At 48.6% G+C, this 15,706-nt stretch carries 14 protein-coding genes; 8 read left to right on the top strand and 6 right to left on the bottom strand.

All coding sequences use genetic code 11. The features are described 5' to 3' along the window. The first annotated feature begins 2 nt into the window (after window positions 1-2). From AC1S52_RS15200 to AC1S52_RS15185, 4 genes are all read left to right on the top strand, one after another. On the top strand, window positions 3-1,139 hold the full coding sequence (locus AC1S52_RS15200) for a DUF4350 domain-containing protein (protein ID WP_482029869.1): 1,137 nt from the start codon (window positions 3-5) through the stop codon (window positions 1,137-1,139). A 150-nt stretch (window positions 1,140-1,289) separates the two neighbouring features. Beyond that, window positions 1,290-1,487: a hypothetical protein gene (locus AC1S52_RS15195; protein WP_482029868.1), complete on the top strand. Its 198-nt coding sequence runs from the start codon at window positions 1,290-1,292 to the stop codon at window positions 1,485-1,487. Then, the gene (locus tag AC1S52_RS15190; protein WP_482029867.1) at window positions 1,441-2,565 is read left to right on the top strand and encodes a DUF3616 domain-containing protein; all 1,125 of its coding nucleotides are present in this window, start codon (window positions 1,441-1,443) and stop codon (window positions 2,563-2,565) included. The genes AC1S52_RS15195 and AC1S52_RS15190 overlap by 47 nt, the downstream gene beginning before the upstream one ends. Before the next feature lie 12 nt (window positions 2,566-2,577). Beyond that, the gene (locus AC1S52_RS15185) at window positions 2,578-2,775 is read left to right on the top strand and encodes a hypothetical protein (RefSeq protein ID WP_482029866.1); all 198 of its coding nucleotides are present in this window, start codon (window positions 2,578-2,580) and stop codon (window positions 2,773-2,775) included. Window positions 2,776-2,844: 69 nt separating this feature from the next. Here the strand turns inward: AC1S52_RS15185 and AC1S52_RS15180 are convergent, their stop codons facing one another. The 5 genes from AC1S52_RS15180 to AC1S52_RS15160 form a co-directional block, all read right to left on the bottom strand. Further along, on the bottom strand, window positions 2,845-4,278 hold the full coding sequence (locus tag AC1S52_RS15180; RefSeq protein WP_482029865.1) for a hypothetical protein: 1,434 nt from the start codon (window positions 4,276-4,278) through the stop codon (window positions 2,845-2,847). A gap of 6 nt (window positions 4,279-4,284) precedes the next feature. Continuing rightward, the gene (locus AC1S52_RS15175; protein ID WP_482029864.1) at window positions 4,285-5,067 is read right to left on the bottom strand and encodes a PP2C family serine/threonine-protein phosphatase; all 783 of its coding nucleotides are present in this window, start codon (window positions 5,065-5,067) and stop codon (window positions 4,285-4,287) included. A 15-nt stretch (window positions 5,068-5,082) separates the two neighbouring features. Beyond that, window positions 5,083-5,736 carry a vWA domain-containing protein gene (locus AC1S52_RS15170; protein ID WP_482029863.1) on the bottom strand — a complete coding sequence of 218 codons (654 nt, stop codon included), beginning with the start codon at window positions 5,734-5,736 and terminating at the stop codon, window positions 5,083-5,085. A gap of 345 nt (window positions 5,737-6,081) precedes the next feature. Then, a complete protein-coding gene (locus AC1S52_RS15165; protein WP_482029862.1) occupies window positions 6,082-7,155 on the bottom strand; it encodes an acyl-CoA dehydrogenase family protein in 1,074 nt (357 codons plus the stop codon). A gap of 120 nt (window positions 7,156-7,275) precedes the next feature. Then, complete coding sequence (locus AC1S52_RS15160; RefSeq protein ID WP_482029925.1) at window positions 7,276-7,683, bottom strand: response regulator; 408 nt, start codon at window positions 7,681-7,683, stop codon at window positions 7,276-7,278. A 585-nt stretch (window positions 7,684-8,268) separates the two neighbouring features. On the opposite strand from AC1S52_RS15160, the gene AC1S52_RS15155 reads away from it, so the two are divergent. From AC1S52_RS15155 to AC1S52_RS15140, 4 genes are all read left to right on the top strand, one after another. Further along, window positions 8,269-8,778 carry an allophanate hydrolase-related protein gene (locus AC1S52_RS15155; protein WP_482029861.1) on the top strand — a complete coding sequence of 170 codons (510 nt, stop codon included), beginning with the start codon at window positions 8,269-8,271 and terminating at the stop codon, window positions 8,776-8,778. Beyond that, window positions 8,720-8,866 carry a DUF4089 domain-containing protein gene (locus AC1S52_RS15150; protein WP_482029860.1) on the top strand — a complete coding sequence of 49 codons (147 nt, stop codon included), beginning with the start codon at window positions 8,720-8,722 and terminating at the stop codon, window positions 8,864-8,866. Before AC1S52_RS15155 ends, AC1S52_RS15150 begins: the two co-directional genes overlap by 59 nt. Then, window positions 8,863-10,248 carry an AtzE family amidohydrolase gene (locus AC1S52_RS15145; protein ID WP_482029859.1) on the top strand — a complete coding sequence of 462 codons (1,386 nt, stop codon included), beginning with the start codon at window positions 8,863-8,865 and terminating at the stop codon, window positions 10,246-10,248. Before AC1S52_RS15150 ends, AC1S52_RS15145 begins: the two co-directional genes overlap by 4 nt. Before the next feature lie 617 nt (window positions 10,249-10,865). Continuing rightward, window positions 10,866-13,022: a helix-turn-helix domain-containing protein gene (locus AC1S52_RS15140; protein WP_482029858.1), complete on the top strand. Its 2,157-nt coding sequence runs from the start codon at window positions 10,866-10,868 to the stop codon at window positions 13,020-13,022. A 742-nt stretch (window positions 13,023-13,764) separates the two neighbouring features. On the opposite strand, the gene AC1S52_RS15135 is transcribed toward AC1S52_RS15140, so the two are convergent. Further along, the gene (locus tag AC1S52_RS15135; protein ID WP_482029857.1) at window positions 13,765-15,678 is read right to left on the bottom strand and encodes a transketolase C-terminal domain-containing protein; all 1,914 of its coding nucleotides are present in this window, start codon (window positions 15,676-15,678) and stop codon (window positions 13,765-13,767) included. Between the last annotated feature and the right edge of the window lie 28 nt (window positions 15,679-15,706).

The following is a 15,706-nucleotide window of genomic DNA, read 5'->3' as shown; positions in this document are numbered from 1 at the left end:
GAATGAAACTGAGGAAACGGTGGATATGGCTTGGGGGACTGACGGTAGTGATGATTGCACTACTAACGCTGATCATGGCTCCCAGAAGCAATCCCAATGTTCGGGGTTCGACCTTTAGCCGCGCTCCCGATGGCTACGGTGCCTGGTTTGCCTACATGCAGCAGCAGGGGGATGTCGTGCAACGCTGGCAAAAACCTTTGAACGAGTTCTGGAACCAGCCTGCAACCAGCACTCAGGCAAAATCTCCTGTGACGCTGTTACAAATCCATAGCCAATTAACACCCGCAACAAGCCTGACTCCCCAGGAAGAAAGCTGGGTTTCGCAAGGGAACACCCTGGTCATTTTGGGAGTCTGGGCACGGGTAACACCAGCCAACTTTAGGACTGACCAGTCCAGCCCGCAAGGGTTAGTCAAGATTGAGACAACCCGACGAGAGCAATCCCCAGAGGGGTTGTTGGGCGATATCTTTGGGGCAATTGTCTGGCGCAGAGCGATCGGAACCGGGCAGATCATTCTAGCCACTACGCCCCACCTCGCCGCCAATGCCTATCAAAAGGAACCGGGCAACTTTCCGTTTCTAGCGCAACTGGTCAAGCAAACCAACAACACCATCTGGGTAGACGAGTACATGCACGGCTACCGGGATACCAAAACGACGGCTGCCAAGCAAGAAGCCAGTCCCTCTGCCTGGATCGATTATCTGGTCAAAACTCCGCTTTTGCTTCCTGCAATACAGGTGGGTGTGTTGCTGTTAGTCCTGATTTGGGCAAACAATCGCCGGTTTGGTCGTCCTGTTCCACTCAAAACCGTTGCAGTCGATAACAGTGAAGCCTACATTCAGGCATTGGCAGAGGTGCTGCATAAGGCGAACCGGAGTGAGTTTGTCCTGGAAACCATTGGCAAAGAGGAGCAACTTCAGATTCAACGGGCTTTGGGACTGGGAGAAACACTGCTTGAACCGGAAACAGTCATCGGCGCATGGCAGCAGCAAATGAAGGACTCTAATTTGGAAATTAGACAGGTACTAAAGCCTCGGTTCAAGAAACAATCGGCAAGCGAACAGGATGTGCAAACCTGGTTAAACAATGTTAAGGCAGTCCGTCAAAAGCTTTCCAAAAGCCTATTCGACAAGCCTTAACTGCCAAGCCGATTACAAGACCCAGGAAGTTTTCGGAGAGGCTTTCCATGAAAACCGCGCTTGCAACAGCCGCTAAAGGGTGGGGAAGGCGCGGGAGAATTGCCATATTCACTAGAATTGGAATGTAGCGTTCGGTGAAACACCATACTGATGAACAATACACTCACAACTCTGCTACTACTCTGCCTCTTGCTGTTCCTGCTGATTTCCCCATTGTCAGCCTTTGCACCACTGCTTATGGTTGCGGTAGTTTCGATCATTGTCATGATGGGGTGGAGCCTGTTACGGATTCTGATTATGGGTGGCTCAGACCAGAGCGATCGCCCTCAAGCAACTGATGGTGATTAATGTGGCAATTCCTTTTTTACTGAGTCGGGTATTGCTGCGCTTTGCTAAAAAATCAGATGACTTGCTGGGTGAACTATCGGCAGTGGCACGAACACCGGACGGAAGCCTGTGGCTGGGTTCTGATGAACTCAAGACGATTGAGCGGCTATCTCCCATTGAATCCTGTGTGTTTGGCAACCATCAGTCCTTTGCCATCAACGATTTTATTCCTCTTTTTAATCAGGAGGATGAAATTGATATTGAAGGGATTGATTATGGGGATTCCTATCTTTGGATCACTGGCTCCCATAGCCTGAAACGAAAAAAGCCAAAGGGCAAAAACTCTGACAAAGATATTAAAAGACTAACGGAACTTAAACTGGACGCAAATCGCTATTTGATCGCTCGAATTCCAGTGGTTGAAGGGGAGCTATACAAGTCCTGTGACGATCCCAACCGGACGGATAAAAAACTTACCGCTGCTTGCCTTGAATGGAGTGAGGGCAGCAACCAATTAACCGAGGCGTTAAAGCAGGATGACCATCTTGGAGCCTATCTTTCAATGGCATTGCCCAGCAAAGAGAATGGCTTTGACATTGAAGGATTGGCAGTTCATCAGAATCGGCTTTTCCTGGGATTGCGGGGACCCGTTTTACAAGGTTGGGCAATCATTTTAGAAATTGAAGTTCAAGAATCTGAACCGGGAACTTTGACCCTGAAGGCGATCGGAGAAGGTGGCGAGCTGTACAAAAAACACTTTCTTGAGCTGAATGGGCTGGGCATTAGAGAACTTTGTTTCTATGGCAATGATCTCCTGATTTTGGCAGGACCTACAATGCACCTCGAAGGTTCCATGCAACTTTTCCGATTGAAGAAAGTGTTGAACCGCTCGGCAGACTCGCTGATGATGCAAACATCCAATCACCTGGATCTCCTGTATGATCTACCCTTTACCATTGGCAGCGATCATGCTGAAGGGTTAGCGCTTTTTCCCTGCCTGGGACAACAAAATGCACTGCTGGTAGTTTACGATCTACCTGATGAAAAGCGAAGGATTGAACCAAACGCCATTTTTGCAGATGTTTTTCTCCTAGAATAAGGTTCTAAATTTATGGATGCCCATGAACGGCTAAAGAAAGTTGAAACGGCAAAACTGGAAGCCGAGATCGCCAAAATTGTCTCTGAAGCTACTGGCTGGCAATACACCTGCAATGTTTCTCAGGTTGAGTACGGGGAACTGGGACGGGCAAACCTGAAGTTAACCCTCGAAACATCCGATTGGTTAAACACCAGCATCAAGCAGGATTGAGCAGGACTGGATTCACCCTTTTGATGAATCCGTAGTAATTTTTTTTGTGCCAATGACTGCCAATGATTACTACGGATTCAGCCTATCGATGACTTTTAGCCACAGAAACCCGATCGCCACCAGTCCCAGACATAGGAAAGCGCCGACGGCTGTTAGCTCCATTTCCCCGGTATCGACCTTGGAACGGCTGAGGAAAATCAATAACGCAAATATACTCGCAAGTGCCGTAACGACTGTTCCCAGCTTACTCCAGTCCGTGGGATTGCTCTTTGAAGTGGCTACGAGTGGTTGATTGACAGCCACGGTTGGACTCTGAGAAGCCATTTGACGAACCGTTATTTGAGCCGCAGATCTGGCTCGTTGCAGAAGGTTGCCAGACGTTGAAAAGATCGTAATCTGTTGAGACCGCCATTGCCCGGTTGCCTTTTTCAGATTTTTGCCTGCTTTCTTCAATGCCTTGACTGCTGGGTTTTTGGTAGGTGTTGCAACGGTTGGAAAGATATCAATAACCAGATTGGCTTTGCGATCGCACCAGTAACACCTGCCGTAGGTTTTGCTGTACCAATGGTTTTTCCCGCGCTTGCAGGGTACCAGTTCAGCGCGGGCAGCTTTCAACGCCCTGACCCAGTCTGCCGGGGTCGGGCGCAGTTCAGGTGCCCGATGTCCCGCATTAAAGCAGCGAAGAAAACAATCCTGTAATTCGGGATGAATAATATCAAGGGGAATGGTGAGGGGTCCCGGCTGAATCAAACTGTGGGGGGCATAGCACCAGAACCCCCGCCGCAGTAGTTCACCAGGCAGCGGAGAATCGCCTTCCCCAATCCACTTGCCCTTAAATGGATAGTCACCAAACAGCAGCAGATGGATAATCACACCCAACCGGAAGCGATCGTGAACCTCTGTTTGCTCAACCGTTGCCAGGTGTTGACTCATTAACTCAACCGGGGTAAAGCCTTCCGAACCTACCGGACAGTAATAGATTTCACCCGTTTCGGGATGGCGCACCTGAAACGAGTCGGTATCAATGATGGCAGGCAATGCGCGATCGTTGACCAGGATATTTTCCGGTTTAATGTCGCCCAGCACATACCCTGCATGGTGAATTGCCCAGATGATAGAGGCAATATTCATGGCAGTAGTGTGCAAATAAAGCCAGTTAAATCCAGGTAATACCTTTTGCCGCCGGGATGGGTTGTAAACATCCAGCAGTTGCACACTGTTGGCAATTTCTGGCATCAAAAAGCCCACTGGCTGACCACTGGCATCCTTCAACAAAGATTTAGCCCAGGCAAAGGAAATATGATTAATTTCCGCGTTTGGATCGCGAGGTGGATTGGCAACCATCACCTCCAATTTCTGAATCCGTTGAGGCGTTGGAGTGTGGTAAACCTTCGCCAGAACTCCCGTTAAATTTGTCTGCCAAACTTCCCCCTCACCGCTTTTAGCAATCCGCTGCGTCAAGGAAATCGTATGACCAGTACTGGCACAGGTAAAAAAAGACATGGGTAATTAACAATACCGACACAGCACCAACGTCTTATCATCATCGGTCTTTTGATTCAGCCGTTCAGATGCCAAAAAATTGATCAGATATTCATCATCCTGGTCTGGGCTAGGGGTCTCGACGAGATAGTCTTCCAACGGTTTGAAGAAAGGGGAAAATGCGGTCCAATCACTGAGACGGATGGCAACCCGTTCGATCGCATCTGAGGCGGCACAGATGAAGATTGGCTGATCCAGCAAAACGCGGACTTGCATGTCTTCCAGGGCATTGGAAGAAGTAACGAAGGTCGTCTGATTGGCAAATTCGCCCTTATCGGGTTGAAAGATCAGTTGGTAGTCCCTTGTTTTTGAGCGGGTCACGATAAAACCATCTCCAATTTGCATGGCGGCGACCCAGTTTGGCGTTGCCAGAAATAAAAGCAGGGTACACGCCAGGTCATCCGCCGAGTAGCCACCGATCGCTGCCTGGTGGTTCAATCCATCCCGAATTTTGGAGAAGGTTTTGGTGAAGATTTTGCGTGCCGTTTCTTCAGTGGGGGCATGGGGCAGCGAGTTCCACGAATGATGCCGCTTTTGCAGCCACCCCTCAGTCGCTGCCAGATAGTCTAGCGCAGTCGTCACTGCCAGTTTTGCGCCAATCTCAGAATGGCGGGCACTACCCGCCCCGTCGGCAACCGCGCCAATCACCACATCCCCCAGCACGAGATCGCCGCCAAAATCTTGACAGGGAAGCTGGTGGCACTGATGACTAGTGCCAATTACAGAACGGGCAATTGCTTGCCAACCCACAAGAAACCCTCAGTGTCAGGAAATTTCTGCCCAGCCCACCGGAGGCAGGGCGATCGCCTCACCTACCTTACCACTGGAGACTCGCTTCATCGACGTACTTAACCAGACAAACAGAGATTGAAAATCTAACCCATGCAACTTGGCGGGAGGACGTTCTGGCGCTGCAATTTTGCTCAGGGTAGTCAGATCTGCCCCTTCTACACCCACGGCAAAGAAACAGAATTTGCGATCAGCTTCCCCCAAGCGGACGCGCTGTGCCGCATTATGCCAGCTATCCGTGGGTGCGCCATCGGTGATCATAAAAATCCAGGGGCGATAATATTGAATGCCATTGGTTTTATAAACTTCCTTTCGCCCTTCCAGCAGATCGATCGCGTACTCGATCGCTTCTCCCATTGGGGTGTAACCATTTGCCTCTAAAACAGGGGGAGTTAACTGGTCAATCGTGACAAAGTCTTGAATCAACTGCACCGGACCAAAGGTGACGATCGCTACCTCCACGCTCAGAGAGGCTTTCGTATCTCGCTGCACATCTTCCTTCAACACCCCCACACCACGACTCAACTCCTGGATTGGCTGGCCCGACATTGAGGTGGAAGTATCCAGCAAAAGAACCACCGGGCAGCGGTTCTCAGGGTTTTCAACAAATTCGGGTAATCCTACAGGCATGGGAAACTCACACGGGGATCAAAATTTCCCCAATTTTACCGTTTGTTGCTTGCTTGGCAAGTACGGACATTTCCCCTAGCAAACCGGAGGATTATGGCAGAGTCATACAAAAAACTATGGTTCAAAGGTTTATAAAGATTTTTGGTTTAAACCTTGGGGACTCGAAATTAATCAAGTCCCAACGTCATTCCCGCGCAGGCGGGAATCCATCGTGGAGCAGATTGTCTAGCGGGTACTTTATTTTGGGGCACATCCCTTGTCTAGATTGCAACCTGTAGATCTTGCTCTCAACATGGATGAGGTTTATCAGCTTTATAAGGGGGGTCTTGAATTAAAGTGCGAACTCTATCTACTCATTAACCGGATCAGGGTCGCCTCCATCACAGCGGTTATTTGTCCCGACACCGTGTAAACCAGAGCTTCCCGGTATACCCGCTGGGCAGGATGGTTGATACTATTGGCGGCCCCTCCAGAGGCAGTGATAGCCCCATGAGCACAGCGGACTGCCAGTTCGATCGCCCATGCCCGTAGTGGCAGGTTTTTCTCAAAGGAATGATGGTCTGTGCTGGCTGAAAAAATGGATTGACGACATTCCTCTAACTCCTTTGTCAGAGACTCCTGGGCAGATTGCAGGAAGGACAATTGTTTTGCCTGATAAACCGCTCCCAGAATATCCAGTCCTGCCCTGGCACAACCCAGAGCAAAAAAACTGTGATGCAAGACATTCAGGCGATCGCTCGTCGCTACAGCATGGATTGGACTCACCCGTACAACCTCAGAATTGGGCAGAAACCAGTCCTGAAACTGTACCGTCACGGTTCGGGTCGAGTTCATTGCTGCCAGCGCCATCGGTTCGCTGCAAATCACTTTGCCCCCCGTGGGTTGCTCGGTGGTCTGAAAGGGCACTATCCCGTACACCGCCTGACCATTAGGTAAAACCGCCGCCCCAATAAAGGATTGGAAAAAGCCATACCCCGTCACCCAGGGAGACTCGCCAGTAAGCAAGTAGCCATCGGCATGGGCGATCGCTTTAACGGGAGGATGCGATCGCCGCAAATGGGCAAAGCTAATTCCTACCAATACCCGTCCACTACCCATATTGGGCAAATATGTTTGCTTCAGAGACTCATTCTCACTGTGTGCTAACAGCGTACCCGCACTTTGATGCTGTGCCTGCAAAAATGCCAGAGCGCCTGAATAGCGGGCAACCCCTTCCTGAAACCAACGAAAGGTAGATTCTTGGACCTCAGCCCCACCCCAGGCTTGGGGCACTCGCAATGCCAACAATGAATGAGTGCCCAGGACTTGCAGGGCTGTTTGGAGGGCGCTGGGATGACAATCGATTTCAGCCGCTTTGGGAGCAACTTCAGTGCGAAGTAGACTTTCCACTCGCTCTATCAGGGCTTGACTCGACTCCATGAAAATACCCTGGGGCAGGACGGTGTTGCTGAATAGAAGTATGGATTGAAATTTCGTTTCAATCCATACAACTTTTACTTCATACCCGGAATCAGCAACGCCTGGGGCAGGACTGACTGCTTAGACTGGAGAAGCTGTTCGGTGGATCATGGATCGCACCTGGGTCTTCAAGTCGTCTAGTTCAAACGGCTTGACTATATAAGCATCCATTCGGTTGTCCAGGCTCTTTGCTTGCTCTAGCGTTTGGTTTCTGGATGATATGAGAATAACCGGAATCCTGGAGGTATGGGGCTTTCTCCGGACTTGCTTTAAGAAAGCAAAACTATCCATCAGCGGAATTCCGTCATCACAGAACACAATCAAGTCTGGGGTGGTCATTTGCATCAGTTCAAGGGCACTGTCCCCATCCCTGGCAGAGGCAACCTCATACTCACAGGATTCCAGATAAGTCAAGATGAGAAAAATGGTGTAAAGCTCATCTCCAATCAGTAGTAAGCGATCGCGTTTAGCCCCTCTTTTTTCTTCCATCACAGTCCTGCTCTCCTGCATACATGCCCAGTTTTGCCGGTTCCATTTCTGTCTCATCTCGCCATGTAAAACTGGGATACTGATATCTATTCATCAATTTCCGGCTAAGTTCCACAGCATACACACTGGAAATTAAAGGCAATCTTAATAAAAGGATTCCGTAGAATCCCCTGGATACAATTAAAGTTCTGAAATAAAAAATAAAAATTGATACCCTCCACTCGCTTCAAGGAAGGGTTACCGATTCCAGGGATGAATTCAAACATCGCTCCGGGTCATCGTGCTATTCAGCAACATGCCATAACGACATATTCCACTGGAACAAGTCTTCCTATCCTGCCGGTTCTGGAATAGCTGGTGCAATTGATACAGTAAATGTGCTTCAATCAGGGGAAATTAGTGCTGGTATTGCCTAAAGCTGGCCCAAACCGTTCTAGTGGTCGATCAAGAATTATTTTGTGAGCTGAAAAATCCAAAACGATAACCCCTTATTCAGGCTCACAAATTTTAAGACTGCCAACCACTGGTGCAGGCTGGGCAACTCAGGCTTGTTACTAAGTTTTAGTAGAGATTGTCTCAAACTGAATGGAAACAACGGTTTACCTGGCTGTGAATGGAACCCTGATGCGGGGGTTAGAGTTGAATGGCAATATGACGCTGGTGGGGGCGCAGTTCGTCCGGGAAGCATGGACTGAGCCAGCCTATCGGCTTTGGTCGATTAGCGATCGCCACCCAGCGATGATGCGTGTCCATCAGGGCGGAGTATCCGTTGCGGTTGAAATTTGGTCGGTACCGGCATCCGGCATCAGCTTCTTGCTGTTGCTAGAGCCTCCTGGACTTGCGATCGGCAAGGTGCGCCTCGTCAATGGTGAGGAAGTATTGGGAGTAATCGGTGAAGCTTTTCTGTGTGAAGGGCAGAAAGAGATTACCCAGTGGCAGGGGTGGCGAGCATACATTGCCCACTTGACAAAGAACGAGGAAGAGGAAACCTGTGATGACGAAGCAACCAATCGACCCAACGGAATTTGTGGAGCAGATGGCAGCAGTGATTGGACTTCCCCTGCAACCAGAGCATCAACTGGGAGTTGTCGATAACTTTACTCGGATCATCTCCCTTGCCCAGATCATCACTGAATTTCCCTTGCCAGAAGAGATCGAAATTGCCCCTGTGTTTGAGCCATGATTAATTATCCAGATGCAACCAGTATTGCTGCCAGTGTACGTGGTCAGGAAGTTTCAGCGAAAGTGGTGGTTGCCGCTGCCCTCGCCCGGATTGCCGATCAGAATTCGACCCTCAACTGTTTTACAACCGTTCTGGCGGATCAAGCCCTAGAAGATGCGGCAGCGGTTGACGCGGCGATCGCCAGTGGCAGAGATCCGGGTCCCCTGGCAGGCGTTCCCTTTGGGGTGAAGGACCTGTTTGATATTGCCGGTGTCACCACCCTGGCAGGTTCTAAAATCAATGCTGACCGTCCCCCTGCCAACCAAGATGCCACCCTGATTACTCGCCTCAAGCAGGCGGGAGCCATCCTGGTTGGTGCCCAAAACATGGATGAGTATGCCTACGGCTTTGTGACTGAAAACAGCCACTACGGTCCGACCCATAACCCCCATGACCTAACCCGAATGACGGGAGGATCTTCCGGTGGATCGGTCGCGTCGGTCGCCGCCGGTCTGGTACCCGTTTCCCTCGGCTCTGATACAAATGGTTCTATTCGGGTGCCCTCGTCACTGTGCGGTATTTTTGGATTAAAACCGACCTTCGGGCGGCTCTCCCGCACCCGGACTTACCCATTTGTCCATAGCCTCGATCACCTGGGACCTTTTACCCGTTCAGTCCGGGATGCCGCCCTGATCTTTGACCTGCTCCAGGGAACAGACTCCGAGGATCCAGTGTGTACTACTCGTCCCCCTGAACTGTGTCTACCTGAGCTTGCGAAAGGAATTGAAGGTCTGCGGATTGCGGTTGCGGATGATTATTTTCTCAAAGGGGCAGAGCCTACCGTTTTGAAGGCATTGGAAACGGTTGCTAACGCGCTGGGTGTAAGCCAACAGATCAGTATTCCAGAAGCTCACCGGGCACGGGCAGCAGCCTTTATTATCACTGCCAGCGAAGGCAGTAACCTGCACCTTGAGGATCTGCGTCAGCGCCCTCAGGACTTTGACCCAGCAACCCGCGATCGCTTCCTGGCAGGCGCATTAATTCCATCCACCTGGTACATTCAGGCACAGCGGTTCCGCCGTTGGTACCGCGATCGCGTCCGAGAATTGTTTAACCAGGTGGATATTATCCTGGCACCTGCCACCCCCTGTACTGCCCCCTTGATCGGACAACAGACCCTGGTGCTGGGCGATGAGGAAGTTCTGTTGCGTCCCAACATCGGGTTGTATACCCAACCACTTTCCTTCATTGGACTGCCAATCATTTCAGTCCCCGTTCAGCAACCAGGTGGATTGCCCATTGGGATTCAGGTGATTGCCGCTCCTTACAATGAAGCACTGGTGCTGCGAGTGGCTGCCTACCTGGAAGCTGAGGGAGTGGTATCAGCCAAGTGTGTCTTTTAGGGGCAGTTGTAGGAATTACTCTTCCTAAAAGGGTACTCTAGTAGAGCAACCTAAAAGTTCTGCAACGTAGGTTGGATAGAGTGCCAGCGAAACCCAACACTTTCAACGATCAGGTGTTGCAAAATTAAATACTTACTGCACTAGTAGAGGAATCCACACTCACCGTATAGCAACTCAATTCAGTACCCAACATGGGCAACCGATCGCAACGGTTCTGAAGCAATTGAATCTGAAGCAGAAATATCCAGCTTTTCTCAAATCTTTCAAATCTCTAACGGTTCAGCCAAAAGGAAAAGGATGGCAAGTAACCCTGCGTTGAAAATTCCCAGCTCGACATCTTTAGGAAGCTAGAAAGAGTAACTTGGGTCAGACAAGGGGTTTAAGCCCTTTGTTAGACCTCCCCATCAAATAGGCATTTTTCCCCAGTCATATAATTGTCTTTCAGCTAGATCCGTGATACGAGTCACTGGACTTACATGCTTTACGTGAGTCCAGTGATTCCTGAATTCATGACCAAAGGATGCACCTCCATCTTCATGCATGCCAAAAAACAAGCGTAATTTCTTGCACGTGTGTTATATTTAGCTTGACCATAAAATCACACGTGTGAGAATCTCATGTCTGACTATGACAACAAGTTGCCTGCCTACTTTGGGATGATTGTGTCTGAGTTGAGAAAACATGCAGGGTTGAAGCAATCTGAGGTTGCACAAAAATTGACTGTTGATGCAAGCAGAATTTCACGAATTGAGTCTGGAGAAGTCTCTCTAAACAGTTCTGAAGCTGAAGCCCTTTTGAAGGCGATAGGTACTCAAGATGCAGAAAATCTTCAAGAATTTCTTAATCAAGAATGGGAGGTTTTGGAAAGACCGTACTTTCATCACCCTGAGCGAGATACTCTTTACAACGCAGAGCTTACTCTTCAAAAGCTCTCAAGCTTTTATAAACAAGAGGATTTACCTACTCCACTGTATGGAGAAGCAAAGATGCATGAAGAGTCTCTCTTACAGATGGCAAAATATTTGATGTCATTACGACATTCAGTTGCATATATTGGCGATATCGGAGTTGGTAAAACTACTGCTGTATGTATTCAGACTGGGCTTAGTTTCTCAAAATCTGATAAAGCAACCTTGCCAACTACTGCCTTAGAAACTGGAGCGGGAGGTACAACTGTTTGTGAAGTTAGAATTCGGCAAGGACTTCAGTATTCTCTTTCAGTAGAGCGTGTAATAGATGCTGAAATATATAAATTAGCAGGAGAACTTTGTGCAGGTATATATGATAGTAACGATATAACAAAAGAAGTTTCTTCCTCGGAGAAAGAGAGCCAAGCTAAAGGTGTCTCTAGAGAAATAGATCGAGCTTTGCGTAACATGACTGGATTGACGCGACGACGCCAGAAGCTTTCCGATGGCAAAATGCGAACATTCGATCCTTTAAAGGAACTTGCAGAAAATTCAGAGAGCCTGGATGATTTGTGTTCTGAATTCAATCAGAGATTATCGTTGTGGAAAAGATCTAGAAGAGAAATTTCCTATGATGAGATGAGTGAAACGTCAGAATTAGAGTGGCTACAAAAAGTCTTTATGGATATAAATAATGGGCGTCATGATGAATTTTCTCTACCCAAACGTATAGACATCATTATTCCATTTAATCCATTGAGCACGCCTAGTTACGAAATAGAGATGATTGACACCAAAGGGGTTGACCAAACTGCCATTCGACCTGATTTGCAAGCTTGTATTGACGACCCTAGAACTATTATTGTTCTCTGTTCTAGATTCAATGATGCTCCAGGTACATCAGCTCAGAGCCTGATTGAACACTTGAATAAAACTGGACAGTCAAATGTTTTAGGAGAAAGAATGAGCATATTGGTATTGCCAAGACCAACGGAAGCAATTGCCATGAAAGATGATAGCGGTGAACAAGCGCAAGAAGATGAAGATGGCTATGGAATGAAATCTGAGCAGATAGAGATGCTGCTCAAGCGTATTGGATCTGAAAACATACCATTACACTTCTTTAACTCTGTCTCAGACGACCCTCAGAATCTTAACTGTTTTATTATCGATCGTTTGCTCAAGCTTAGAGGAGAAAAGATTGATCGAATTTCTGCAATATGTAGTGCTGTAGATTATTTAATAAAAAATCAAGAACAGGAATATGTCAGAGTATCCCAGAATGAGGTGTCGAAAAGGCTTAAAATCTTTCTGTCACAATATTCTGAACTGCCTAACTATGATTGGAGAATTGAGGAATACTTACTTGATGAGATTAGAACTACTCATGCTAGAACAGTTTGGGCATCAGTACGCCGAGAAGGTTCTTGGGGTAATCTAGATGTACATTTTACCCTTGGCTATGGTGCGAGGGTAGAAGCTCGCAAGTGTACTGAGAAGATATTTTACGGCTTGCGTGAGATAGTACAAAACATGCTTGGAGATAAACATTTAGAGCCGTCCCATGTATTCCTCAATGAGTTAGATTCAAATTGGTTTTCCTGGTACAACAATTTCTTGAACCGAGTGCAGAAGATCGGTAATCAAATATTTAGAAACTCTCTAGACAATCATCCTGTCTGGATAGAATGTTCTGAATTATACGGGCAGCAAAAGTTATTCCGTTACGAAGTTGCTTCAAAGCTTAAGCATTGGTTTAGAGATTCTGAACAGCAACACCTTTACAAACTTTTAGAAAACCGTATCGGGGAAATGTGGAAAGCAGAAGTTTTAAGTCAGCTAAGTAATTTTGTGGATGAAGAGTGAGATATCGAGTTCAAATTATACAAATTAAAGAGGTCTAACAATTCGGTTGGAGCGGACTGCCAAAAAGTGTTGATGTAGATACAAAGGTTGTTTGCAGCTGCTCAACCACACCGTTCAAAAGAACTCGCCATCTTAGAACGTTCAACTTATTTCTGCTAGCCGCCTTAGTCCTTACTCAGTTGGCTGACCATTCCCATCGCTATCTCGTAATTCCAGCCGTCTAACCCGTCGTTGCAAATCCAGCATTTGAGCCTGGAGATCTAGTCGCTCACTCTCGCTAATCAGGTGGTATCCCTCGTGGCGCTGAACAATCCGCTCTCACCTATTTATATTGGTTGTTAGCTCAACGATTCCCTTCTGCATCCTGAGTTGCCCTTCTTGCAAGTCTCTTTGGACGTTCAAAATTTGCCCTAATAAGTCTCGCAATTCATCGTCGGTCATCCCATTGCACTCCGAAAACGCAGGAAATCCTATTTCTAAAATATGCGATCGCCCCTCTTCTAGGGAAGCAGACTTTGTATAGAAATGGGTACAGCTTCAACTCCCGCAACGATTAAAGGGACACGTTCAGTCAGCCTATATTCTTGTTTCTGGGCGTAGTCTGATTGCTTACCTGATACAGAAGGCTGGGTGCAAACCTACTTAACAAAATCTCCGGAGTCTCGAAGACTCCGGAGATCTAAAACTTGTTAGTTCAGGGCATTTACCTTTAGATTCTCTGAGGAAACCTTGATTACTGCGTTTAAGCAACCAACTCTTTTACCTTCTTCATAATGCCTGCTGGGTCAAGCCCTTGGTGGGGATACTGTTCCCACAAGCCACCACAGCCTTCTTCGTGGGTGCCCAGGTAGGCAAATTTGGGTGAATAGCCCCGTTCCAACAACCAGGACCCAAAGCGGCTGCCTAAACCAGTTCTGCGGTTGAAGGGTTCGACCACCAAGACAAAGGGAGATTTACCGACGGTGGCGATCGCCGCATCATCGACCACGTTGAGCGTTGACTTATTGATTAAACCAACATCAATGCCTTCTTGCTTCAGGCGTTCTACGGCATCCAGCGCCCGGTACAGAGCATCCCCAAAGCTGACGATGTAACCCGCAGACCCTTCCCGCACGACTTCATCCTTACCGGGAACGAAGGTGTAACCACTGCCAAACAGTTCATCACCTTTTGAGTCCAGGATCAGAGGCGTTTTAGAGCGGGTAGAGAAGATGAACCGCAGACCAGGGTCGAAGAATACGGCTTCTACCACCGCTTTCATCTGATTGGCATCGGCAGGGAAATAGAGCTTAGTGTCGTAGCCATCATCCAGACCATTGTCGGCAAAGAAATTGTTTAAACCAAAGTGGCAAGTGTTATCTGCCATGTCGTCAATCCCAGAGTGGGAGAAGTGGCAGAGCAGGTTGGAATAGTTCAACCGTGCCATTGTGATTTCGGAAATGCACATCTCCAGAAAAGCGGCGAAGGTGGCAAAAATTCCCTGTTTACCGGCTTCCATGCCAAACCCAGCAGCAGCAGACAGGTTACCCCGCTCCATAATGCCGGAGGGAATGAAGACTTCGGGGTGGGTATCGTGGATTTTCTTCAGACCGCAGGAACCTTCCAGGTCGCTGTCAATCACCACCACTTTTGCTTTCCGCTCCGCCTCGCTCATCCGATCCAGGACAGCATTCACGGCATCTCCAAACACATTCCGGTTGGAATCCCACTTGCTGCCGATACCCAGGAAAGTATAGGTATTTTTGGGCGCTTGAATGTCTTTCAGATGTTCAACAGCGGCAGTGTGTCCGTGTTTCTCTAAATATTGCAGCGCCAGTTTGACTGAGATCACATCATGCCCGTGGTTGGAGCCTTCCAAACCATCAATACCGGGACACATGGGACGCTTATTAATGATAGCGATCGGTCCAGGGGTGTTAATTGCTTCAATAATCCGGGCGTAGAGACCATCCAGGTCTTCCCCATCCCCCTCTAATACTCTGACCCCGTGACCTTCCAGGGTTTTGGCAACGCTGAAGCCAGGCAGATACCTGGAGGGATGACCGGCGATCGTCACATCGTTATCATCAATAATCAGCTTGACATTAAGATGCTGAGCAACGGCAAGACGGGCAGCTTCGGCATCATTCCCTTCCTGCTGGGAACCATCCGAACCCAGGCAAAACACCGCTTTACCGGGATGCGCCAGCGCCACACCGTTGACGTAGGGCCACATATGACCGAGGCGACCGGAGCTGAATTTGACCCCTGGGGTTAACCCCAGTTCCGGGTGACCGGGAAGCTTAGAGTGGGCAAGCCGATAGCTCATCAACTGCTCGACTGGGAGATCACCATGCAGAGCTGCCATAAGATACTGGGTGCCAACCCGATGTCCCGCTTCATCAAAGAAGACGGGGACAAACTGATTCGGTGCACCCCGAAACAGGGCATCCAGGATCATCACTTCTGGAACCGTGTCATAGGGACCGCCCGTGTGTCCTCCCACTCCATGAGCTGCACCCGTGGCTGTGAAAAATACGATCGCATCCCGACAAAGCTGAATGTTAGCCTTCAAGGCTTCACGCTGCTCAGCAGACAGGGTGGGACTGGTCGGATCGAGTGCCACAGGTTTGTAAGCACCAAGGTCAATTGGGAAGCGAACGGTCGTCGTTGTCATGGCTTATGAGTTAAATGCTTAACAGCTT

The sequence above is a fragment of the Kovacikia sp. CALU 1929 genome (assembly GCF_056784235.1).
This window is presented reverse-complemented; position numbering and strand designations above follow the sequence as displayed.